Source organism: Capnocytophaga cynodegmi DSM 19736 (assembly GCF_000379185.1).
GTDB classification, from domain to species: Bacteria; Bacteroidota; Bacteroidia; order Flavobacteriales; family Flavobacteriaceae; genus Capnocytophaga; species Capnocytophaga cynodegmi.
Genome location: NZ_KB900738.1, coordinates 88169 through 109729, shown reverse-complemented (window position 1 = coordinate 109729; position 21561 = coordinate 88169). Strand labels below are relative to the sequence as shown.

At 35.2% G+C, this 21561-nt stretch carries 21 protein-coding genes and 1 tRNA gene; 13 read left to right on the top strand and 9 right to left on the bottom strand.

Annotated features, from left to right (window positions below):
• Nucleotides 1–59: 59 nt before the first annotated feature.
• Nucleotides 60–248 carry a hypothetical protein gene (locus YW9_RS13525; protein ID WP_155848781.1) on the bottom strand — a complete coding sequence of 63 codons (189 nt, stop codon included), beginning with the start codon at nucleotides 246–248 and terminating at the stop codon, nucleotides 60–62.
• A 132-nt stretch (nucleotides 249–380) separates the two neighbouring features.
• Between YW9_RS13525 and YW9_RS0111680 the strand changes: the two genes are divergently transcribed.
• The 4 genes from YW9_RS0111680 (at nucleotide 381) to YW9_RS0111660 (ending at nucleotide 4932) form a co-directional block, all read left to right on the top strand.
• Nucleotides 381–2084 (top strand): beta-N-acetylhexosaminidase, encoded by a 1704-nt coding sequence (locus YW9_RS0111680; protein ID WP_040354197.1) that lies wholly within the window; start codon nucleotides 381–383, stop codon nucleotides 2082–2084.
• Between the two features lie 171 nt (nucleotides 2085–2255).
• Nucleotides 2256–3593: an alpha-L-fucosidase gene (locus YW9_RS0111670; protein ID WP_018280353.1), complete on the top strand. Its 1338-nt coding sequence runs from the start codon at nucleotides 2256–2258 to the stop codon at nucleotides 3591–3593.
• A gap of 59 nt (nucleotides 3594–3652) precedes the next feature.
• A complete protein-coding gene (alr, locus tag YW9_RS0111665; RefSeq protein WP_018280352.1) occupies nucleotides 3653–4792 on the top strand; it encodes an alanine racemase in 1140 nt (379 codons plus the stop codon).
• Between the two features lie 67 nt (nucleotides 4793–4859).
• Nucleotides 4860–4932: transfer RNA gene (locus YW9_RS0111660), tRNA-Met, on the top strand.
• Nucleotides 4933–4991: 59 nt separating this feature from the next.
• Here YW9_RS0111660 and YW9_RS0111655 read toward each other — a convergent pair.
• Nucleotides 4992–7379: a heavy metal translocating P-type ATPase gene (locus YW9_RS0111655; RefSeq protein WP_018280351.1), complete on the bottom strand. Its 2388-nt coding sequence runs from the start codon at nucleotides 7377–7379 to the stop codon at nucleotides 4992–4994.
• 175 nt (nucleotides 7380–7554) lie between these two features.
• Between YW9_RS0111655 and YW9_RS0111650 the strand changes: the two genes are divergently transcribed.
• From YW9_RS0111650 to YW9_RS0111640, 3 genes are read left to right on the top strand one after another with little or no spacing between them, the layout of a single operon-like run.
• A complete protein-coding gene (locus YW9_RS0111650) occupies nucleotides 7555–8202 on the top strand; it encodes a Crp/Fnr family transcriptional regulator (protein ID WP_018280350.1) in 648 nt (215 codons plus the stop codon).
• Nucleotides 8203–8221: 19 nt separating this feature from the next.
• On the top strand, nucleotides 8222–8716 hold the full coding sequence (locus YW9_RS0111645; RefSeq protein ID WP_018280349.1) for a YqiA/YcfP family alpha/beta fold hydrolase: 495 nt from the start codon (nucleotides 8222–8224) through the stop codon (nucleotides 8714–8716).
• Nucleotides 8717–8718: 2 nt separating this feature from the next.
• Nucleotides 8719–9696, top strand: a complete 978-nt coding sequence (locus tag YW9_RS0111640; RefSeq protein WP_018280348.1) for a N(4)-(beta-N-acetylglucosaminyl)-L-asparaginase — start codon at nucleotides 8719–8721, stop codon at nucleotides 9694–9696.
• Nucleotides 9697–9766: 70 nt separating this feature from the next.
• On the opposite strand, the gene YW9_RS13200 is transcribed toward YW9_RS0111640, so the two are convergent.
• Entirely contained in the window at nucleotides 9767–10648 is an 882-nt protein-coding gene (locus YW9_RS13200) for a helix-turn-helix domain-containing protein (protein ID WP_018280347.1), read from the bottom strand.
• Between the two features lie 308 nt (nucleotides 10649–10956).
• On the opposite strand from YW9_RS13200, the gene YW9_RS0111625 reads away from it, so the two are divergent.
• From YW9_RS0111625 to era, 6 genes are all read left to right on the top strand, one after another.
• Nucleotides 10957–11745 (top strand): metallophosphoesterase, encoded by a 789-nt coding sequence (locus YW9_RS0111625; protein ID WP_018280345.1) that lies wholly within the window; start codon nucleotides 10957–10959, stop codon nucleotides 11743–11745.
• A gap of 37 nt (nucleotides 11746–11782) precedes the next feature.
• Nucleotides 11783–12115, top strand: a complete 333-nt coding sequence (locus YW9_RS0111620) for a hypothetical protein (protein ID WP_155848780.1) — start codon at nucleotides 11783–11785, stop codon at nucleotides 12113–12115.
• Nucleotides 12116–12258: 143 nt separating this feature from the next.
• Nucleotides 12259–13248, top strand: a complete 990-nt coding sequence (gene hemB / locus YW9_RS0111615; RefSeq protein ID WP_018280343.1) for a porphobilinogen synthase — start codon at nucleotides 12259–12261, stop codon at nucleotides 13246–13248.
• Nucleotides 13249–13560: 312 nt separating this feature from the next.
• A complete protein-coding gene (locus YW9_RS0111610) occupies nucleotides 13561–14478 on the top strand; it encodes an OmpA family protein (protein WP_018280342.1) in 918 nt (305 codons plus the stop codon).
• A gap of 36 nt (nucleotides 14479–14514) precedes the next feature.
• Nucleotides 14515–15219, top strand: a complete 705-nt coding sequence (locus YW9_RS13195; protein WP_231555486.1) for a hypothetical protein — start codon at nucleotides 14515–14517, stop codon at nucleotides 15217–15219.
• Nucleotides 15220–15317: 98 nt separating this feature from the next.
• Entirely contained in the window at nucleotides 15318–16199 is an 882-nt protein-coding gene (gene era / locus YW9_RS0111600) for a GTPase Era (RefSeq protein ID WP_018280340.1), read from the top strand.
• Nucleotides 16200–16210: 11 nt separating this feature from the next.
• On the opposite strand, the gene YW9_RS0111595 is transcribed toward era, so the two are convergent.
• The 6 genes from YW9_RS0111595 to YW9_RS0111570 form a co-directional block, all read right to left on the bottom strand.
• Complete coding sequence (locus YW9_RS0111595) at nucleotides 16211–16597, bottom strand: hypothetical protein (RefSeq protein ID WP_018280339.1); 387 nt, start codon at nucleotides 16595–16597, stop codon at nucleotides 16211–16213.
• 4 nt (nucleotides 16598–16601) lie between these two features.
• Complete coding sequence (locus tag YW9_RS0111590) at nucleotides 16602–16832, bottom strand: AtpZ/AtpI family protein (protein ID WP_018280338.1); 231 nt, start codon at nucleotides 16830–16832, stop codon at nucleotides 16602–16604.
• Nucleotides 16795–17208 carry a bactofilin family protein gene (locus YW9_RS0111585; protein WP_018280337.1) on the bottom strand — a complete coding sequence of 138 codons (414 nt, stop codon included), beginning with the start codon at nucleotides 17206–17208 and terminating at the stop codon, nucleotides 16795–16797. The genes YW9_RS0111590 and YW9_RS0111585 overlap by 38 nt, the downstream gene beginning before the upstream one ends.
• A gap of 240 nt (nucleotides 17209–17448) precedes the next feature.
• Nucleotides 17449–19287 (bottom strand): cell division protein FtsZ, encoded by a 1839-nt coding sequence (ftsZ, locus tag YW9_RS0111580; RefSeq protein ID WP_018280336.1) that lies wholly within the window; start codon nucleotides 19285–19287, stop codon nucleotides 17449–17451.
• 18 nt (nucleotides 19288–19305) lie between these two features.
• Nucleotides 19306–20682 (bottom strand): cell division protein FtsA, encoded by a 1377-nt coding sequence (gene ftsA / locus YW9_RS0111575; RefSeq protein ID WP_026194009.1) that lies wholly within the window; start codon nucleotides 20680–20682, stop codon nucleotides 19306–19308.
• Between the two features lie 141 nt (nucleotides 20683–20823).
• Nucleotides 20824–21534, bottom strand: coding sequence for a cell division protein FtsQ/DivIB (locus tag YW9_RS0111570; protein ID WP_018280334.1), 711 nt, complete (start codon nucleotides 21532–21534; stop codon nucleotides 20824–20826).
• Nucleotides 21535–21561: the final 27 nt, after the last annotated feature.

Below are 21561 nucleotides of genomic sequence, written 5' to 3'. Positions count from 1 at the left end.
CGATTTGTAACGAAAATAATAATTAACAATATAAATTAGAAGATATAAGAAAAAACATATTAATGATTCTTATTGTTTTTACTCAAATTTAGTGGCATTGAAGATGAAGCGTTAAGAAAATCAATGAATGTAGCGTAGAAAATATCCATTGTTCGAAGCGACCGTAGGGAGTAAGTTTGGAGATTTTTAGCGTAATGAATGTGATTTTTAGCGAAATATTCAAAGCCTTGATTTTTGATTCTTTTCATCTAAGGAAAAGAATAACAAAAAAATAAATTCGAATAAAATTTGACCTGATAGATATTGATTAATTGTAGATTTATTTTGCATTTAGCACAATTACAAGTATAAAAATTAATTAACAATATAAATTAATACGTATGAAAAGATGTATATTAGCCATTGCATTGGCTTTTGCGTTGGTTTCTTGCGAGGAAAAGAATCCGTATGCTGAAACTCAAAATGTAACGACTGATTATGCTGTTGTTCCGCTTCCACAGAAGTTGGAAATCCAAAACGGACGCTTTCTTCTAAATGGAAAGACGAAGATTTATTTCGACAAAGAGCTTCAAAAAGAAGCCGAGTTCTTGAAAGAATACATCAAATTGCAAACAGGTGTCGATGTTACCTTTGGAACAGAAGGGAAATTTGACAAAGGTATTTTCCTACACATCGACCAGAAAGTCACTGAGAAGGAAGGTTACAAAATTGATGGAAATTCAAAGCTAATAACCGTTAGTGGTAACAATGCTCAAGGAGTTTTCTACGGATTGCAAACGCTTCGTCAGATGATTAAACAGGTAACTGCTGAAAATAACGATGTACATTACGTTATTCCGTCTGTAAAGATTGAAGACGCCCCTCGATTTGCGTATCGTGGAATGCATCTGGACGTTGGAAGGCATATGTTCCCAATGGAGTTTATCAAAAAATATATCGACCTTTTGGCTTTGCACAAAATGAATAAGTTTCACTGGCACTTAACAGAAGACCAAGGTTGGCGATTAGAAATTAAGAAGTATCCAAAGCTAACCGAAGTGGGAGCGTGGCGTGAACAGACCGCCATCGGGAAGAATTTCCCTGGAGCTTACGAGGGAGCTACTTTCAAAGGAGACGGAAAGCGTTACGGAGGGTTTTATACACAGGAAGAAGCCAAAGAAATTGTTAGATATGCCGCTGAACGACACATCACAGTCATTCCCGAAATCGATATGCCTGGGCATATGTTGGCAGCATTGGCAGCATATCCTGAACTTGGTAACGGAACAGGTCCTTACAAGGTCGCAGAGTACTGGGGAGTCTTCGATCAGGTCTTAGCACCGAAGGAAGAAACCTTCCAATTCTTGGAAAATGTGCTTACCGAAGTGATTGATATCTTCCCAAGCGAATATATACACATCGGAGGCGATGAAGCTCCTAAAAAAGAATGGAAAGAATCAGCACAAGCTCAGGAAGTAATCAAACGATTAGGTTTGAAAGATGATACAGAACCGAGTGCCATCGATGGAAGAAAACATAGCAAGGAAGAGAAGTTACAAAGCTATTTCATCAGCCGTGTAGAGAAATTCTTGAACGGAAAAGGTCGCCAAATCATCGGTTGGGACGAGATTTTGGAAGGAGGCTTAGCACCTAACGCTACCGTGATGAGCTGGAGAGGTGTAGAGGGCGGAATTGCCGCTGCAAAAGCTGGACATAAAGCAATTATGACGCCAGGTGGGTATTGTTATTTCGACCATTATCAAGATGCAGTCGATGCAGAAACCAAACAACCTTATTTGAGCATCTGTTGTCTTACCACTGTTGAAAAAACATATTCATACGACCCCGTACCTACTGAGTTTACTCCTGAACAAGCTAAACTTATCTTGGGAGTACAGGCAAATCTCTGGACAGAATATATCCACAGCCCAGAACAAGCCGAATATATGGTTGCACCACGTATGACAGCTCTTTCTGAAGTACAATGGACACCTGTAGCACAGAAAAATTATGACCAATTTAAAGAGCGTATCACATCTATTCGTAACATTTTTGATATAATGAAGGTAAATTACGCAAAACATATCTTCGAAGATAAAAAATAATTTTTCCATTTTGTTAAAATCCCTTTCAATGATAATGTTGAGAGGGATTTTTTTATGATATTATTTATCAGATTTGTGATTTTTAGCTAAAGTTACTACTTTTACAGCTCCTATGAGTACTTCTGTATGAAGATAGAAATATTTTATATTGATTAACCAAAAACAAAGCATATGGCAACAAAGAAAATCTTTCTAAACATCGCAATTTTATTGAGTTGTATGTTTGTATGGGGGCAAAAAGGCTACAAACCATCGGTAGAGAATTTGAAAGCAAGAGAAGCGTTTCAAGATGATAAGTTCGGAATTTTTATTCACTGGGGAATTTATAGTATGCTTGCCGACGGGGAATGGGTTATGCACAACAAAAACTTGCATTGGCAAGAGTATGAAAAGTTAGCTGCTGGATTTTATCCTTCAAAATTCAACGCAGCCGAATGGGTTGCAGCCATTAAGGCTTCAGGGGCGAAATATATTACGATAACTACACGCCATCACGATGGATTTTCGATGTTTGATACCAAACATTGTGATTATAACATTGTGAAAGCCACACCTTTCAAACGCGATATCATCAAGGAGATTGCTCAAGAGTGCCAAAATCAGGGAATACGTCTGCATCTGTATTATTCGCACTTAGATTGGCGTCGGGAGGACTATTATCCGCTTGGGCGTACTGGCAAAGGCACAGGAAGAACCAAACAAGGCAAGTGGGAAGATTATCACGCATTTATGAACAATCAACTTACTGAACTTCTGACGAATTATGGAAAGATAGGTGCCATTTGGTTTGACGGAATGTGGGACAAAGACATTTATCCAGACGGAATGACTGCTAAAACGTGGAACCTTGATGAGCAATACACCTTGATACACAAATTACAACCTGCTTGTCTCATCGGGAATAATCATCACATTACGCCGTTTGCTGGAGAAGATATCCAGATATTTGAACGAGACCTTCCTGGTGAGAACAAAGCTGGATTGTCAGGGCAAGACATCAGCCGTTTGCCGTTAGAAACCTGTGAAACGATGAACGGAATGTGGGGATATAAAATCATCGACCAGAATTATAAGTCCACTAAAACTTTGATTCAGTATCTGGTTAAGGCGGCAGGAAAAAATGCGAATTTACTGATGAATGTAGGTCCAGAACCTAACGGAAACATACCTGCTGTTGCTGTTCAACGCTTAAAAGAAATGGGCGAGTGGATGAAAACATACGCACCAACCATTCAAGGTACAAGAGGGGGTGTGGTAGCTCCCAGCCATTGGGGCGTAACTACTCAGAAAGGAAAAACACTTTATGTTCACGTGCTGGATTTGACCGACAAAGCCTTGTTTTTGCCTTATTCGGGTAATAAACTTATCAAAGCTGTTGAGTATAACGGCAAAAAATCGATTAAATTTACTCAAGATAATGATGGAATCTTGCTAAAATTCCCAAAAATACCTGAATCTCCCGATTATGTATTGGAACTCACCTTTGAAAAAGAGCTTCCAGCCAAATAAAGAATGAAAAATCAGTAGGTACGTAGGAGAAATAAGATTGTAAGTACAATAATTAGTATATGAATATAGAGAAAGAAGCTCAAAACGAACATACATCAGTACAAGAAACTACTTTAGAAATCCGTTTGGATAATTTGCAGCACAATGTGAAGTTTCTGAAAAGCAAATTAAAAGAAAGTACGCTGTTTATGGCGGTGGTGAAGGCTTTTTCGTATGGAAATAATCATTGTGAAATAGCTAAATATTTAGAAAAAAAAGATTTAGCAGACTATTTTGCTGTAGCTTATGCCTCAGAAGGGGTTGAATTACGCAAATCAGGAGTGACAAAACCTATTTTGGTGCTTCATCCTCAAGTAGCACATTTTCAGGAAATTGTAACGTATGAGTTGGAACCTACTTTGTATTCATATCGAACTTTGGATATGTTTCTTAGCTTTGCTATGGATAACAATTTAGATAGTTATCCAGTTCATATTAAGTGTAATACAGGAATGAATCGTTTAGGATTTCTTCCTCAGCAAATTGAAAATGTCTGTCAAATTTTATCTGATAAAAAACAAGTTAGGGTGAGGACGGCATATTCGCATTTGTTTGCTTCGGAAGATAAAAACGCTGAAGATTGTATGCAAGAGCAAATCCGTCAATTTATAGATTGTCAGAAAGTTATCGAAAAATATTTCTCGTATAAAGTATTGTTTCATAATTGTAATACTTCTGGAATTTTGAACTATCCTCAAGCACATTTTGATATGGTTCGTAGTGGAATTGGAATGTATGGTTTTGGGAATGACGCTGAATATCAGCCTAATTTTCGTCCGATAACGATTTTAAAGAGTTTGATTTCTCAGATTCACGATATTCCCAAAGGCGGATATGTGGGCTATAATTTTGGTTTTCAAGCAGATGCTCCTACTCGAACGGCGACCATTTCAGTGGGTCACGCCGATGGGTTAAACAGAATTTACGGCAAAGGTATTGGTTTTGTGTATATTAATGGTAAAAAAGCTCCCATTGTAGGAAATGTTTGTATGGATATGTTAATGGTTGATATTACAGAAATTGATTGTAAAGAGGGCGATGAAGTAATTATTTTTGATGAAAAACATACGGCTGAAATTCTTGCAGAAACGGCACAAACTATTTCTTATGAGCTAATTACATCGCTTTCAAGAAGGATAAAACGCGTGTATGTGGAGTAGTTTCACAGATTTTTTTGCAAATAATTTTGGTAGTATAAAATATTGTTGTATATTTGCACCCAGAAATCGCGGGATAGAGCAGTAGGTAGCTCGTCGGGCTCATAACCCGAAGGTCACAGGTTCGAGTCCTGTTCCCGCTACAAGATTTAAGAAGAGCAACTTTAATATTAAAGTTGCTCTTTTTGTTTCTGTATGAGTATTATTTTAATTTTCTTGCTGCTACATTTGTGTTTAGAGTAGTGAAAAGCACAATAGTAATTGAGCTTAAAGGCATCAGAATTGCAGCAACCAAAGGAGATAAGTGCCCTAATACAGCAAATAAAACTCCAATGACATTATATATGAATGAAAGTAGGAAACTTCCTTTAATAATCTGTATTGATTTTTTGGAAAGTTTTAGAAAAGCCTCCAAGTCGCTGATTTTTGTAGAATCCATAATTCCGTCACAAGCAGGGGAAAATACATTCACATTTTCGGATAAAGCAATTCCTACATCACTCTGTTTCAGCGCTCCAGCATCGTTCAGTCCATCACCTATCATCATTACTTTTCTGCCTTCTTTCTGTAATAATTCGATGTAATTTAACTTGTCATCTGGTTTTTGATTGAACAGAATTGTAGAATCGGGAGGAAGTAATTTTTCTAATGTATCTCGCTCACTTTCATTATCTCCTGAAAGGATTACTAATTTATATCTGTTTGCTAAAGAGTTGAATAAGTCCGAAATCCCCTTTCGGTAGGAATTGCTAAATATAAAATAACCTTTATAAGTTCCGTTCAATGAAATGTGTACACTTGTTTTCAGATTATCTTTGTCTGTCTGTTTTCCAACAAATCCTGCTGAACCTATTTTAACTGGAATATTATTTACATTAGCTTCGATTCCTTTTCCTGCTATTTCAGTGAAACTACTAATGAAAGTTGAAGTATCTGAAACAGCCAAGTAGTCATAAATTTGCCTACTAAGTGGGTGATTGGAATTTCGTAATATTTTTTTTATAATTATCTGTTCTTCAGTTGTTAGTTCTGTTCCTGAATAAGTTAAATCCGATTTGTTAGCAGTGGTAATTGTACCCGTTTTATCAAAAATAATGGTGTCAATTTTAGCCATTTTTTCAATGACTTTGCTGTTTTTCAGATATAATTTGCGTTGTCCGAAAATTCGTAACATATTCCCTAAAGTAAACGGAGCAGAAATAGCTAACGCACACGGACAAGCAATAATGAGGACTGCAGTAAAAACATTTAGGGGCATTACAGGTTCAGCAAGATTTTTGTATGCCAAATAAATCCACACAAATAAGGAGGTAAAAGATATTCCTAAAATAATGATTGTGAAATATTTACTTACTTTGTCCGTTAGTGTTTTAAACTTATCATCTTTATCTTTATTGAAAATTTCATTACTCCAAAGTTGAGTTAGGTAACTTTGAGAAATTTCCTTAAGTACTTCAATTTCAATGGCTCCTTGTGTTTGCTTTCCTCCTGCAAAAAGTTTATCTCCACTAACTTTCTGCACAGGATTAGATTCCCCTGTAACAAAACTATAATCTATGTTAGCTTCTCCTCGAATTAAGATAGCATCTACGGGGATAAGTTCTTGATTTCTAATAAGTAGTCTATCACCTTGTTTGATATCATAAACTTGAACACTTTCCTCTGTGCCATCTGGAAGTATTTTGGTAATTCCGATAGGAAAGTAACTTTTATAATCTCTTTCAAAAGAAAGAAAACTATAAGTTCTTTGCTGAAAGAATTTTCCAATTAAAAGTAAGAAAACCAAGCTGTTAAGGCTGTCAAAAAAACCTTGTCCTGAATCGGTAAAAATATCATAGCAACTTCGTACGAACATTGCTAAAATACCTAAAGCTAGCGGAATATCGATATTCAGAATTCTACTTCTGATACCCTTATATGCCGAGATGAAATAATCTGAAGCCGAGTAAAACATCACAGGAAGAGACAAAAGGAGCATTATCCAGCGAAAGAAAGGCTTGTATTGTTCAATCCAAAATTCGTCAGTTTCAAAATATTCAGGAAAAGAAAGCAACATTACGTTTCCAAAAGCAAAAGCTGCTACTCCTAATTTGTAGTAAATCTGTCGGTTAGGATTATTTTTTTTAGTTTGATAATCTTCCAAACTGATATATGGTGAATAACCAATATGGGCTAACAAAAGTACCAATTCTTTTAGAGAAATCTTTTCAGAATTGAAAGTGATACGAACCGTTTTTTGAGGAAAATTAACCACAGAGCCTCCCACACCTAAGTGCAATCTGTCCAAATTTTCAAGTACCCAAATACAGGAACTACAATGAATATGAGGGATATACAGATTTACAATTTGAACGTTTCCATCATTAAATTCAAGTAATTTTTCTACAATTTTTTGATTGTCCAAAAAGGAATATTTCTCTAAAGATTCCTCAGGACGAGCCCCAGGTGTTTGTTCAATGTCGTAGTATGAAGATAAATTATTTTCAGATAAAATTTCGTAAACCGTTTTGCAACCCAAGCAACAAAAAATTTTGTCATCAGCCGAAAGAGGTTCGTTATCAAATTCATTTCCACAATGATAGCAATTCATAATTAGGGTATTTGTTCACTTTGTACGTATGAAAAAATTGATTTGAGCAAAGCTTTATTTCTTTGCAAAGATATGATAATTATCATAAAAAATTTATCTTTGCGATAAAATACAAAAACATATGGGTAATCAATCAGATACAAATTGTGAACATTGTTTTGTCAGGCATCAAAAGATGTTAAGAACACTCAGTGAGGGAGAGCTTCGAGTCATTTCTGAGTGCAAGACAGCTTCAACTATAAAAAAAGGTAAAACTATTTTTGAAGAAGGCAATGTACTCGCAGGTGTTTATTGTATTAAAGAGGGAATTTGTAAACTTAGTAAGTTGAGTTCCAATGGTAAAAGCCAAATTGTTCGCTTTGTTGGCAAGGGGGATATTTTGGGACAACGCAGTGTTATTGCTTGTGATCCCGTGAACCTGAGTGCGGTAGCTCTGACAGATATGAAGGTTTGTTTTATCCCTAAGGAAGAGGTGCTTAATTTTTTTGCTACAAACGCAGGATTTTCTGTAGAAGTGTTTCGTAATGTGTGTGATGAATTAAAGAAAGCAGATAACGCAATTGTTGATTTGGCACAAAAGACTGTGAAACAGCGTTTAGCGGATACACTAATTTTCTTGGAAGATAATTTTGGAACTGATGAACAGGGTTATATCAATATTCAACTTTCGCGGGAAGAAATTGGAAATATGATAGGCTCAGCAACAGAATCTCTTATCAGAATGCTTTCCGAATTCAGCAAAAATGAATGGATTGAAACGCGTGTAAAAAAGATTAAAATATTGGATAAGAAAAAGTTAGAAAAAGTATCATTATTTAACTGATGATAAAAACGGATAAAAAATGAAAATTCTTTATTTACACGGATTGGATAGCTTTTTGCAAGATGACCGAAGAGCGGTTTTACAGCAATACGCAACGATTTATGCTCCTGTTTTGGATTATAAAAACACTCCTAATCTGTTTGAAAAATTGCAAGAAACGTATCACGATGTAGATGCTATAATTGGTTCAAGTGCCGGAGGATTAGTGACTTACTACTTGGCTCAGGCTTTGCAAAAACCTTGTTTGCTCTTCAATCCTGCATTAACTTTTCGCAGTGAAATGCCTATCGCTACCCGTTTCAATCGGTCGTACACCCAATATATGCAAATTGTAATCGGCTTACAAGACGAAGTGCTTCCTTCTTGGCAATCTTTAGAATTACTTCGCAATGATATTTCTGAAAATCAAAATATTGAAATTCATTTGATTAACAAGATGAGCCATTCTTACCCAATTGATATTTTCCGAAAAGAAACTGAATTTTTCATAAAAATGATTCACCAAAATTTATAAAAATGAAAACCATTTATTTTTTTACAATTTCCTTATTATTAGTGGCTTGTAAGTCAAATTCATCAGAAAAAATTTCTGAACAAGACAAATCTGTAAATGTTAAACCTGTGGTTATCAGTACTTGGAATCACGGATTACCTGCCAACGATGCTGCTTGGAAAATCCTCGCCTCGGGCGGAAGCGCCTTAGATGCAGTTGAAAAAGGCGTGATGACTGCCGAAGCCGACCCCGAAGAAACATCGGTAGGTTATGGCGGATACCCAGACCGAGAAGGAGACGTGACGCTCGACGCCTGTATTATGGACAGCCAAAACAATGCGGGTTCGGTAGCTTGTTTGAAAAATATCAAACACCCCATTTCGGTGGCTCGTTTGGTAATGGAAAAAACGCCTCACGTAATGCTCGTGGGTGACGGAGCTAAGCAATTTGCTCTTTCACAAGGGTTTAAAGAAGAAGATTTACTGACTGAAAAGTCAAAGAAAGCCTATGAAGAATGGCTAAAAACCTCTCAATATAAGCCAATTATCAATATTGAAAACCACGACACGATTAGTATGTTGGCATTGGACGAAAACGGAAACCTTTCAGGGGCTTGTACCACCAGCGGAATGGCTTGGAAAATGGCGGGTAGAGTGGGAGATTCACCCATCATCGGTGGAGGGCTGTTCTTGGACAATGAAGTAGGAGCAGCCGCAGCAACAGGTTTGGGCGAAGCGGTTATCCGTACGGCGGGTAGTGCGATGGTGGTAGAGCTGATGCGACACGGAAAATCTCCGCAAGAGGCTTGTGAAATCGTGACCAAACGCATTTATGATTTATATAAAAATACGCCCGAATTGGAGCATCTGCAAGTAGGTTTTATTGCTTTGAGCAAACGTGGTGAAATTGGGGCTTTTTGCGTTCGTAAAGGATTTAACTATGCATTACAATCTAAAAACCAACAAAATACACTCATTGATGCTACGTATATGATGGAGTAAAACGATTTTATAAATGTAAAAAACGTACCAAATAAATTGAGCTATTTGGTGCGTTTTGTGTTTTAAAAAATTAAAGTGATTGGGCGTATTTTTTGTTATTTCGAATTGATTTTATGATGACTTTGATTGTTATACAAACAATACCAGTTAAGCTCCATAGGGTAATAACTACAGGAAAATCAAATTTATCAGAAAATCTTGCTAAGGAAGATAATATAGGTATGGAGAATATAATAATTAAAGTGTCATAGTTCCGACCTACTTTATCATTTTCTAAAAGATTCTCAGAAATTAATCCTTCTTGAATATACATTAAATCACGAGTTTCGAAAGCGATGACTCTTTCTTTAATACGTTTCCCGTCTCGGTAAGTTATTATGAAATGAATATTTCCGAGTTTCGTGTTCTCTATTTTTGTTGCTACAATATGTTTACGCTCAATATAGGGAGCTGTCCCCGAAGAAAACCACATTATGAGGAAAGTTACTATCAGAAAAATAGCTGCAAAACCAGTCGCAAAAATAGCCAAATCAGTGTTGTCCAAAAAGAAAAGTACAACGGCTATTATAGAAAATAATAATGTTCCAATAAATACAACACCTAACGTCTTAAACAAAAACGAAATAGATTTCTCATAAGTTTTTGTGATATTTTCAGGAATAACAGACCTATTGATTATCAGTTTATCATTGAAAATATGCAGATACTCGTTTACACCTTGTAGGGTTCGTAAGGGTTTTTCGGTTATAGTCTCAGCAATAAGTGTTTCGTATGAAGTGCCCAAAGTGGTTAGTATACGTTTTAAAGTTTCTCCTGAAGGTGTGTTTTCTGCTTTTTCCACACGCTGAATAGTTCGGAGAGAAACTCCTGCTTGGGTTGCTAATTCCTCTTGCGAAAGACATTTCATTTTTCGTAATTCCTTAATTTTTTGTGATAGTTTTTCAATATTCATAGTTTTCCTATTTTTCGCAAAGATATGAGGATTTCAGCTTTTTGCTCTAATTTTTGATACGCCTTTTTTACGTCATTTTGATTTTTCAAGCTATTTTGAAGAAAAATTGTAAGAATATGAAAAGAGCCAAAAATGTTATCCAAATCAAAAAGAGAGAAGATTGAGTATACTTTATATTTTTGAAGGATTTTATATATTATGGCATAAAAATTGTTGTGCATTCCTTTGTTTTTTTAATAAAAAATCATTAGGTGAACAGGAGGAGTTTTATAAAGAAAAGTTTTTTGGGAGTTGTAGGAATTACAGCTATGACCGGTTTATACGCTTGGCGAATTGAACCTCATTGGTTGGAGTTTGTCCGTGTAAAAATGCCCATCAAAAACCTCTCTGAATCGTTGGTTGGAAAAACCTTGATGCAAATAAGTGATATTCACACAGGAAATCGGGTAGATAATTCTTATCTAATAAATTCACTAAAAAAAGCAAAAGAATACAATCCTGATTTTGTGGTATATACAGGGGATTATGTTACACTTCATCAGGAAGAGGTAATGTATGACAAGCTCAAAGAAGTATTCGAACAAAGCGTTCAGGGGAGGTTCGGTACAATTGCCATTTTGGGAAATCACGATTACGGTTCTGATTGGAGTGAGCCTGAAGTTGCCGATGAAATCACGAAAATAATTGAAAACGAAGGAATTTCTGTACTCAAAAATTCTTCCATAGAAATAGAGGGATTAAATTTTATAGGGCTTGATGACTATTGGGCAAAGCAAACCAATGCAGAAAAAGCGTTTTCAAATTTTAATCCTACGAAAGCAAATGTTGTTCTTTGTCATAATCCTGATGTGTGCGACTTAGATGTGTGGAGTGATTATGATGGTTGGATTCTTTCTGGGCATACACACGGAGGGCAATGCAAACCTCCTTTTCTTCCTCCACCGATACTCCCTGTGAAAAATAAAAATTACACATCGGGGAAATTCAATCTATCTAATGGAAGAACACTTTACATCAATCGTGGATTAGGGCATTCTCAAAAGGTTCGCTTCAATGTTCGCCCTGAAATTACTATCTTTGAACTTGAAAAATTGTGATGTAGTTTTTATTCAATTTGCTGAAAAACAAAAAGAAATGTATGAACTTACAAATGACCAACGAAAGTATTTTGGTCTGGAACCTATTGATTCATATTGGGATAGAGTGATTTTAAAAGGCGACCGTCATCGTCCCGATACTATTTTGTATTTTGAAGGTAATACCATTAGGCGTCACATCATTTCCACCGAAAAGGAGTACAAAGAAGCTCATTATAACGAGCAGATCCGCAATCGTGAGGTACTTTTAGCCAAAACATCGCGTGGTAAGGAGCAGAAACTTAATGCTTCCACTTTTGAAAAACGTACACCTGTTGGAGTATATTTATCCGTTTATGAATATAGCTCTCTCATTATCGGAAGCTACTAAGCGAAATAAAATTCTAAAAAATAATTCAAACGAACAATAAAAATTGTAAATCCAGCAATTGAAAGAATATGTATCCGAAATAATAACGTAACTTTGCCATTGAGAAGTTTTTACGAAGTTAGAAATTAACAATAAATAAAAATATGTATCCATTAAGAAGAAACCGAAGATTGCGTACCACCGAAGCCATTCGTAGTTTGGTTCGTGAGACTATCGTTACGCCTGATGATTTTTTGGTGCCACTTTTTGTGGTGGAAGGCAAAGGTGTGAAAGAAGAAATCGCTTCAATGCCAAATTATTACCGATATAGCTTGGATTTACTTGAAAAAGAGGTAAAAGAACTTTGGAAATTAGGTTTGAAATCGGTGTTGTTGTTTGTGAAAGTTCCTGATAATTTGAAAGATAACAAAGGAACAGAAGCTGTAAATCCCAATGGACTGATGCAAAGAGCCATCAAAACGGTAAAAAATGCTGTTCCGCAAATGCTGGTAATGACCGACGTGGCACTCGACCCATATTCTGTTTACGGACACGACGGAATTATCGAAAATGGGCAAATTACCAATGATGCTACCGTAGATGCCCTTTGCCAAATGAGCTTATCACATGCCCAAGCAGGTGCCGATTTCGTAGCACCAAGTGATATGATGGACGGAAGAATATTAAACATTCGGGAAACGCTGGAAAATAATGATTTCCAGAATGTTGGGATAATGTCGTACAGTGCCAAATATGCGTCTTCTTTTTATGGTCCTTTCCGTGATGCGTTGGATAGTGCTCCTGTTGACGTTCAAGATATTCCAAAGGATAAAAAAACGTATCAAATGGATTATCACAATCGTTTGGAAGCCATTAGAGAAACACGAATGGATATTGAAGAAGGTGCAGATATTGTGATGGTTAAACCAGGATTATGCTATTTGGATATTGTTCGGGAAGTAAAAAATATGTCGGAAGTTCCTGTAGCGGTATATCAAGTTTCGGGCGAATATGCAATGCTTAAAGCCGCAGCCGAAAAAGGTTGGCTTAATCACGATGCAGTAATGCTCGAACAAGTGACCGCTATCAAGAGGGCAGGAGCAGACATTATAGCTTCTTATTTTGCCAAAGATGTCGCTAAACTAATAGGTTAATAAGAATAAAAATCACACAGATAATTAATACCTGTGTGATTTTTATTTGAAATGACAGGTAATTTCTTCAAAATATCATCATATTTTAGTATTTCTCGTGAGTTTATGTGCTGAAAAACAGAAATATAACATAAAGTAATGTTAAAGTTTATCTACTGATTTTTAGCTTCTTTTCTGTACTTTACTGATAAACAAGGTTTTTAAATTTATTATTTTCTTAAAATATTGTTGTTCAGTAGTTTTATGTTAAAATTGGGTTGTTTTATTAGTATATCTTTTGTTACTTTGTGATTATATTTTAACAAAAAGATTATGAAACAACTTTTTTACTTACTTGGTATTTTACTGACCATTGTTTTTGGTGCCTATCTGCAGTATCATTTTTGTTGTCAGGCAGTTTGTTACACGGATAATGTTTCTGAACAGATTGTGAAAGAGGAAGTTCTCAAAGAAAAACAAAAAACATTGGGCTTCTCAATTGTGACAGATTCCTTAAGGTTAGAGCATTCAGACAACTTTAAGTTTGCCAGAAATTCCTACGAAATTAATCCCATAAATACAGAAATAAATGCTTTAATTGACCAATCAAAAGAGCATTTTAAAGTGAATAATTTCAAAGTTTTAGAAATTGTTGGCTTGTATTCTGCAGATGAAACAAATCATTCTGTTTTTCCTACAATAGGTTTAGCAAGGGCTAACGCTGTAAAAATGTACTTCGAGAAAAGAGGTTTTCCTTCTCAACAAATTAAAATATCAGATAAGTTGGAAAAGCAAACAAAACAAAATAATCAGGAAGATATCAATATCGTAACAATTTTTCAGGTAACGGAATTAACTCCTGAAAATCAGGCTGAAAAAATGGAATCTTTTAAGGCTTTTGCCAAAGATATTCGCGAAAATCCTATCCGATTGTATTTTGAAACGGGCGAATCTCATATTAATCTTACAATGGAAGAGCGTGAGAAAATTCAGAAACTGAATGATTACATTTCGCACGTAGAGGGAGCTTGTGTTCAAGTTATTGGGCATACAGATAATGTGGGGAAACGACCTTCAAATTTACGTTTGGGAGAGGAAAGAGCAGCTTTTGTGAAGTCGTATTTGGTTAAAAATCACTTTCCTGAATCACTTGTTGAGGTAATTTCTCACGGACCAGACAAACCCATTGCGAGTAATAAAACTCAAGAAGGAAAAACTAAAAATCGGAGAGTTGAAATCACTTTAGAATAATCAAAATAAATTATTAATAACTAAATTACAAAAAATATGTTGTGTTGGATTATACCTATTATCGTCGGACTTATTTGTGCTTTGTTAGGTTATTTACTTGGCAGAAATTGTGTGTGTAAAAAATTAGATGATTGCGAATCAATCCGTGAGAGTATGCGGAAAGATTTTGAAAAGGAATGTTCTGATTTTCGTAAAATGAAAACTGAGTTTGAAGAAAAACTAAAATACAAAGAAAGTCAAGTTTTAGAGCTTCAAACCAAAGTTGATAGTTGCGAATCGCTTCGTAAAAATATGCTGAATGATTTTGAAAGAGAACGTTCTGATTTTCAGAAAGTACGATTTGATTTGGAAGAAAAACTCAAATCCAAAGAAAATGAGATTTTCGGATTCCAAAGCCAAATTAAAGAATTAGAAAAAACGCCAATAACAACATTTTTGTTCAATGAGGAGGCAGCAAGGCTTGTTTTTGGCAAGAAAATAAAAGAAGATGATTTGACAATCGTTGAGGGAATAGGTCCTAAAATTCAGGAATTATTTAAGGAAAACGGAATTTCTACTTGGAAGATACTTTCAGAAACGTCAGTGGAAAGACTTAAAGAAATTCTTACAATTGGAGGAGACCGATTTATCATTCATAATCCTGGTACGTGGTCTCGTCAGGCAGAGTTGGCATATCAAGGTAAATGGCAGGAACTCAAAGAATGGCAAGACTTTCTTGTTGGAGGTGTAGAGCCATCATAAGATGTGTGATTTTTAAAGTTTAAAATGGTTTGTTTTTAACGGCAAACCATTTTTTATGTTTATTTTTTTGCTAAATTTGCTTTCAAATATTTTATTTTATGCATAAATCAGGTTTTGTGAACATTATAGGAAATCCAAATGTTGGAAAATCTACTTTAATGAATGCCTTTGTGGGTGAGAGATTGTCTATAATTACGTCAAAAGCACAAACAACAAGGCATCGTATTTTTGGAATTGTTAGTGGAGACGATTTCCAGATTGTATTTTCGGATACTCCAGGTATTATCAAACCAGCGTATGAACTGCAACATTCGATGATGGATTTCGTGAAAAGTGCTTTGGAAGATGCTGATATTCTTATTTATATGGTGGAAGTAGGGGAAAAGCAGCTCAAAGATGAAGCATTTTTCGCGAAAATAAATAAAATGAATGTTCCAATTCTTCTTCTCATTAACAAAATTGACAAATCATCGCAAGAAGAGTTAGAAAATCAGGTTGCTTACTGGAAAGAACAAGTTCCAAAGGCAGAAATTTTTCCGATTTCGGCTTTGGAAGGCTTTCAAACTGCAGAAGTTTTCAATCGCATAGTGGAATTATTGCCCGAGTCACCTCCATTCTTCCCAAAAGATCAATTAACAGACAAACCAGAACGATTTTTTGTAAATGAAATCATACGCGAAAAAATTCTATTAAATTATAAAAAAGAAATTCCGTATGCCGTTGAGGTTGAAACAGAGGCGTTTGCAGAGTCAGAGCAAATTATTCATATTCGTTCAGTGATTATGGTGGAACGCGAAACCCAAAAAGGAATTATTATTGGTCATAAAGGCGAAGCTCTCAAAAAAGTGGGGACACAGGCCCGTGCAGATTTAGAGAAATTCTTTGGTAAACAAATTCATATTGAGATATTTGTAAAGGTAAACAAAGATTGGCGTTCCAATACAAGGCAGTTAAGAAGATTCGGATATAAAGAAAATTGAGCGTGATAAATTTACTTTTCTGCTTTCGGTTTGATTAATTTTATCGTGAAGAAAGCTTCTACAATTGTGAAAATAAAGTAAGGAATTACTACAAACAAGGCATCGGAGATAGGTGTTTTTTCTGTGTTTTTTATTAAAGGAAAAATGAATATGATGATGGCTATCATACGTATCAAAGCCGTTCCCAGAAAGGCAAAGGCAGTGTATTTTTTTAAAAATGAGTGAATTGTGTAGATAACACTTATGACACATACCGACAGACTGAAATGAAACAAACTAATCTGGCTAATTCCTAAAAATGATGAGATTTCATATTTATTGACAATGGCTTCAAGCGAAAAATACGTCAGAGCACTTAAAGCAATTATAAGAAGAAGAAAACGAAAAAAAATGTTCATATAGTTAAGATTTGTCAGACATATTCATAACCTGCCTGATTACGGAATAAATAGCTACAAAAACTCCCAAAAGAGAGAGAGCCACAGTAAAAAGAGGATAAAGATTGGGGAATTTTCCGTCCAACCAATCGCCCAGAAAAACACAAATGGCTATAGTAATAGCCATTTGAAGTCCCGCTTGGGAGAATTTTATCCACTTATTTAGTTGCTTTGTCGGCAATTTGTAATTTTTCATTTGAAATATGAGGTTTAGAATCCTTCATAGTACACGAAACATTGAAAATAGCTCCCGGTTCAATTGATAATTTTTCTGTAAAAACCTCTCCTTCAATAACTGAAGTTGATTTCAAGCTCAGTACGCCACTTACGCGCAAGGTTCCTTCAATTTTTCCTTCAACATCTGCATTTTCACAAATAACAACGCCTTTGATAAGCCCTGTCTTTCCGACAACTAATTTTCCACTTGTCTGGAAGTTTCCTTCAATTTCACCATCAATTCTAAAATCGGTTTTAGAAATTATATCTCCTTTAAATTTTGTTTCAGCAACAATTCTGTTACTGCTTCCTGATGATGTGTTTTCAGCCATAACTTTCTTATTTTCTTTAAACATAGTTTTCTATTTTTAGAAAGATTAAAAATTATCCTCCAAAGTTACTGCTTTTTTAAAAATAAAAAAATAAATAGGAATCTTTTTTAAGATTATTGAGGAAAGAATTGGTAAAAGCTATTTAATTTTGTTTTAATAATATGTTGTTTTTCATTTTGTTATGGTCAAAAAATAAACTTTCCAGTACTACCTGTACTGGAAAGTTTAGAAAAATTTAAAAATTTATTTGTTATGAGGTATTTTTTAATCTACGTTGTCGTGTAGGAACGAATTATTTCTGCGTATTTGGTATTCGCCAGAACTGTCTTTACTGATTGAAGTTCTTGACTGATTGTTTTCAGAATAATTGTTCGATGAACCAAAAATATGATTATAATTTTGCAGACGATTCGAACGTTTAGCCATAACGTCTGAAATTCTGCTATTTATAGGGTCAATTTCCTGAGGTTCTTCATCTAAAAACATACTTATTTGTCCCTGCTCGTCAACGTTTGAAGGCGTAGGTTCAGTTTCTTCTTTTTTGTAAAGTATGAACTCATTTCTGCTTTCTTCTATTGTAATATTGGAAGAGAATGGTTTAGCCTCATTAAGGTTTTTTTCCAATTCCATATAATCTTCGAGTGAGTGACGAATTTCTCCACTTTGGTTTATAGTAGGAGTGGTTTGTTTTGGTTCTTCATAATTGTCGTTAATATCACTACTCAAATGGAAGAAAACAGGAGTATCAGAATTTTTTTTAATTTCTTCTCTGATAGGTTCTTGTTTGATAACTCTTTGTGGTTGAGCTCTTTCTTTTGCTATGTGTGAAGTGTTGTTCAACGTAGCTTTAGGTTTTTCAACAATGGTAAAAAATTGCTCGGGAGAAAGTACCTCACAATCAACCCAGATGTTAAATAGCTCAGAAAGAGAAGCCTGAGAGGTTGGTTTCTTTTCTGGAGAAGGTGCAATGACAGGAGTTGAATAAGCTGGTTGCCAGTCATTTGTGTTTACAACTGGTGTATTTCGTCCAGTTAGGTCGTGCACAACTGGTTGTGTATCATCAAGTACGTGAATTACTTTTTTGGTTTCGCCATTTACTATTTCGTGTTGTTGATTAGCATCAAATCCCGTTGCAATTACAGTAACTGACAAAGCATCACCTAATGATTCATCTTCACCAATACCAGTAATTAGGTCAGCCATATTTTCACCTGCTTGCATCTGAACGTAATTGCTGATTTCTTCAATCTCTTTGGTAGTTGCTTGTTTACTTCCGTACACAATTAACAATAAAGCATTTTTCGCTCCAGTGATTTTGTTGTCATTTAGCAAAGGAGAATTTAACGCTCCTGAAATAGCTTCAAAAGCTCTGTTTTCGCCATCAGCAATTGCTGACCCCATGATTGCTGTTCCTCCCTCTCCAAGCACAGTACGAGCATCATTCAAATCGATGTTTACGATGTAGTGCTTACTGATTACCTCTGCCATTCCTTTGGCTCCTTTTAAGAGGATTTCATCAGCTTTGGCATAACTATCTCTGATGCCTAAATCACCATAAATTTCGGAGATTTTATTGTTGTTTATAACGATAAGAGAATCAACGCATTCTCTTAGTTTTTTAATTCCAGCTTGTGCTTGTTTGCTTCGTTTTAAGCCTTCATAGGTAAAAGGAGATGTAACAATAGCAACGGTCAAAATTCCCATTTCTTTTGCTTGTTTGGCAATTACGGGAGCTGCTCCAGTTCCAGTTCCACCGCCCATTCCTGCTGTGATAAAAACCATTTGAGTATTTCCTTCCAATACCTTACGGATTTCTTCCAAGCTTTCTTCAGCTGCTTTTTCGCCGATTTCAGGGTCAGCACCAGCACCTAATCCTTCGGTTAGTGTTACTCCTAATTGGATTTTATTAGTAACTGGGCTATTTTCAAGGGCTTGAGCGTCTGTATTACAGATTACATAATCCACTCCTTTTATTCCTTGAATGTGCATATGATTTACAGCGTTACAACCGCCACCGCCAACGCCTATAACTTTGATAATATTGCTTTTACCTTTGGGTAAGTCAAATTTTAATCCTGTGTTGTTCATATCATTTGTACTCATAACTATTTGTTTTATTATTTATTCGTCGCTACTATCTAAAAAATCTTTAATTCGTTTGCCTACTCCTTCCCAAAATCCTACTTTTTTCTTCTTAATTTCTTTCTCATTTTCCGCATCTTCATCTTGAGGAATATCAAAATCTGGGGAAGTAGGAATTTCTTGTTGCTCAATTTCGGGTTGGGGAGTTGAAACTTCTTTGAAAGCCTCTAACTTCTGTCGGATAATTTCTTCTGCTTCATAATCAATAGCACTCATTACTAGTCCTATAGAGGTTGCATAAATTGGAGAAACTACCTTTCCGTTTGAGTTATTCGTTAAATGTTCATTAGGATAACCAATACGAGTGTCCATTCCTGTGATGTATTCCACCAATTGCTGAATGTGTTTTAATTGGCTTCCACCACCCGTAAGCACAATACCTGCAATTAATTTCTTTTTGTGTTCTTCGTGTCCGTAACTTTTTATCGTATTGAAAACCAAATTGATGATTTCACTTACACGAGCGTGAATTATTTTTGAAAGATTTTTTAGTGTGATTTCTTTGGGTTCTTTTCCTTTAATTCCAGGAATTGAAACGATTTCGTTATCACGATTTTCTCCTGGCCAAGCCGAACCAAACTCTACCTTTAGCATTTCAGCTTGTCTTCCTAAAATGCCACATCCTTCCTTAATATCCTCAGTGATAATATTTCCCCCCATCGGGATTACCGCTGTATGTCTGATAATTCCATCTTTAAAAATTGCCACATCAGTTGTTCCGCCACCAATATCAACCAAAGCAACACCTACATCTTTTTCTTCTTCACTAAGAACAGCATTAGCAGAGGCAAGAGGCTCAAGTGTAAGATTCGTAAATGTAAGCCCTGAAAGCTGTACACAACGCGTAATACTTTTAATAGAATTTAACTGCCCAATAACAAGATGAAATGAAGCATCTAAGCGGGAACCAATCATTCCAATAGGCTCTCTGATATCGTCTTGGTCGTCAACCTTGTATTCCTGTGGTAATACGTGAATTATTTTCTGACCAGGAGACAATCCTATGCGATATACTTGCTGTTTGAGTTGTTCAATATCCTCAATATCAATGAGTTTTTCTGCATCAGGACGAATGATATAATCACTATGCGAACGACTTAAAATGTGTTGCCCTGCAATCCCCACAACAACATCTTTAATCTGTAATCCTGTTTTTTCTTCTGCATCACGAATTGCTTCAAGAATTGACTGTGTTGTTTTCGTTATGTTGTGAACTACACCTTTGTTTATTCCCTCACTTTTAGCTTGTCCGTAGCCTAATATTTCAATTTTTCCATATTCATTCTTGACTCCAACCATCGCAACAATTTTTGTTGTTCCGATGTCCAGACCAACGTAATATTTTTTATGTTTCATATCATTATGTTTCATATTTTTTTTGTGTTAAGATGTTAAATTACAGGTGATAAGTGAATTTGTCTGTTAAATTCTGACCTTTTTCTGAAAAAATTAACTTTTTCAGTAACATAAAAACTCCAAAAACGCAAAAATAAACAATTATTTCGTACAAACTACCTGATTTGAATATTTTAAATTAACAATTTTATAAACATTTAAGGTATTGCTTTTTTCCATTTGTTTGTAGAAAGCTTTTAGATTCGCCTTTTTTTGTTCCATTTCTTCTAAATCTCCCCAAATCACAACGAAACTCGCTATTCGCATATCAAATTCGTATTCACTATTTCGTTTTATATTTATTTTTGTGATATTTTTTGTGAGAAATTCATCATTTTGTATGAATTTTATTAAATTATAAATATTTTCCCAATGTTTTTCATCAATATTTCCAGTAACAAGAGGCACTCTTGCAGAAAATGAATCAGAAAGAGGCATTTTCTTACCCTGTGAATCCATATAAAAGAATTTTCCTTCCTCGTAAAATCTTGCAAGGGGCTGACGTTGTTTTATCTTCACGTTCAGTATTCCATCAATTGTGCAAAAAACTTCTGATTTCTCAATCATTGCGTGATTATCCAGTAATTTTTCTATCTCGTTGATTTTCAATGAACCTATTTCTGTTTTATTTTGTGGATTAAGCACCATTCTACGAACTGTTTCATCTGTGATGTACATATCCGAACTTTGATGATCAACCTTTACTTCCTTGATAGTTCGAGTTTGGTTTCTATTCGACGCGAAAATCTGCAATGAAACAGGTAGCAAAATAATGGTTACTATCTTTAATATTTTTCTTAGTGTATTTTTCATTTCTTAAATAAATGATTGAAATCCAAT

Excerpts from the sequence above, each read along its gene's own strand:
- YW9_RS0111625 (WP_018280345.1), top strand. The coding sequence starts at position 10,957 with ATGACCGGTTTATACGCTTGGCGAATTGAACCTCATTGGTTGGAGTTT.
- YW9_RS0111650 (WP_018280350.1), top strand. The coding sequence starts at position 7,555 with ATGTTAAGAACACTCAGTGAGGGAGAGCTTCGAGTCATTTCTGAGTGC.
- era (WP_018280340.1), top strand. The coding sequence starts at position 15,318 with ATGCATAAATCAGGTTTTGTGAACATTATAGGAAATCCAAATGTTGGA.
- YW9_RS0111670 (WP_018280353.1), top strand. The coding sequence starts at position 2,256 with ATGGCAACAAAGAAAATCTTTCTAAACATCGCAATTTTATTGAGTTGT.
- YW9_RS0111645 (WP_018280349.1), top strand. The coding sequence starts at position 8,222 with ATGAAAATTCTTTATTTACACGGATTGGATAGCTTTTTGCAAGATGAC.
- YW9_RS0111640 (WP_018280348.1), top strand. The coding sequence starts at position 8,719 with ATGAAAACCATTTATTTTTTTACAATTTCCTTATTATTAGTGGCTTGT.
- YW9_RS0111680 (WP_040354197.1), top strand. The coding sequence starts at position 381 with ATGAAAAGATGTATATTAGCCATTGCATTGGCTTTTGCGTTGGTTTCT.
- YW9_RS0111595 (WP_018280339.1), bottom strand. The coding sequence starts at position 16,597 with ATGAACATTTTTTTTCGTTTTCTTCTTCTTATAATTGCTTTAAGTGCT.
- YW9_RS13200 (WP_018280347.1), bottom strand. The coding sequence starts at position 10,648 with ATGAATATTGAAAAACTATCACAAAAAATTAAGGAATTACGAAAAATG.
- alr (WP_018280352.1), top strand. The coding sequence starts at position 3,653 with ATGAATATAGAGAAAGAAGCTCAAAACGAACATACATCAGTACAAGAA.
- YW9_RS0111610 (WP_018280342.1), top strand. The coding sequence starts at position 13,561 with ATGAAACAACTTTTTTACTTACTTGGTATTTTACTGACCATTGTTTTT.
- YW9_RS13195 (WP_231555486.1), top strand. The coding sequence starts at position 14,515 with ATGTTGTGTTGGATTATACCTATTATCGTCGGACTTATTTGTGCTTTG.
- hemB (WP_018280343.1), top strand. The coding sequence starts at position 12,259 with ATGTATCCATTAAGAAGAAACCGAAGATTGCGTACCACCGAAGCCATT.
- YW9_RS13525 (WP_155848781.1), bottom strand. The coding sequence starts at position 248 with ATGAAAAGAATCAAAAATCAAGGCTTTGAATATTTCGCTAAAAATCAC.
- ftsA (WP_026194009.1), bottom strand. The coding sequence starts at position 20,682 with ATGAAACATAAAAAATATTACGTTGGTCTGGACATCGGAACAACAAAA.
- ftsZ (WP_018280336.1), bottom strand. The coding sequence starts at position 19,287 with ATGAGTACAAATGATATGAACAACACAGGATTAAAATTTGACTTACCC.
- YW9_RS0111590 (WP_018280338.1), bottom strand. The coding sequence starts at position 16,832 with ATGAAAAATTACAAATTGCCGACAAAGCAACTAAATAAGTGGATAAAA.
- YW9_RS0111620 (WP_155848780.1), top strand. The coding sequence starts at position 11,783 with ATGTATGAACTTACAAATGACCAACGAAAGTATTTTGGTCTGGAACCT.
- YW9_RS0111570 (WP_018280334.1), bottom strand. The coding sequence starts at position 21,534 with ATGAAAAATACACTAAGAAAAATATTAAAGATAGTAACCATTATTTTG.
- YW9_RS0111585 (WP_018280337.1), bottom strand. The coding sequence starts at position 17,208 with ATGTTTAAAGAAAATAAGAAAGTTATGGCTGAAAACACATCATCAGGA.
- YW9_RS0111655 (WP_018280351.1), bottom strand. The coding sequence starts at position 7,379 with ATGAATTGCTATCATTGTGGAAATGAATTTGATAACGAACCTCTTTCG.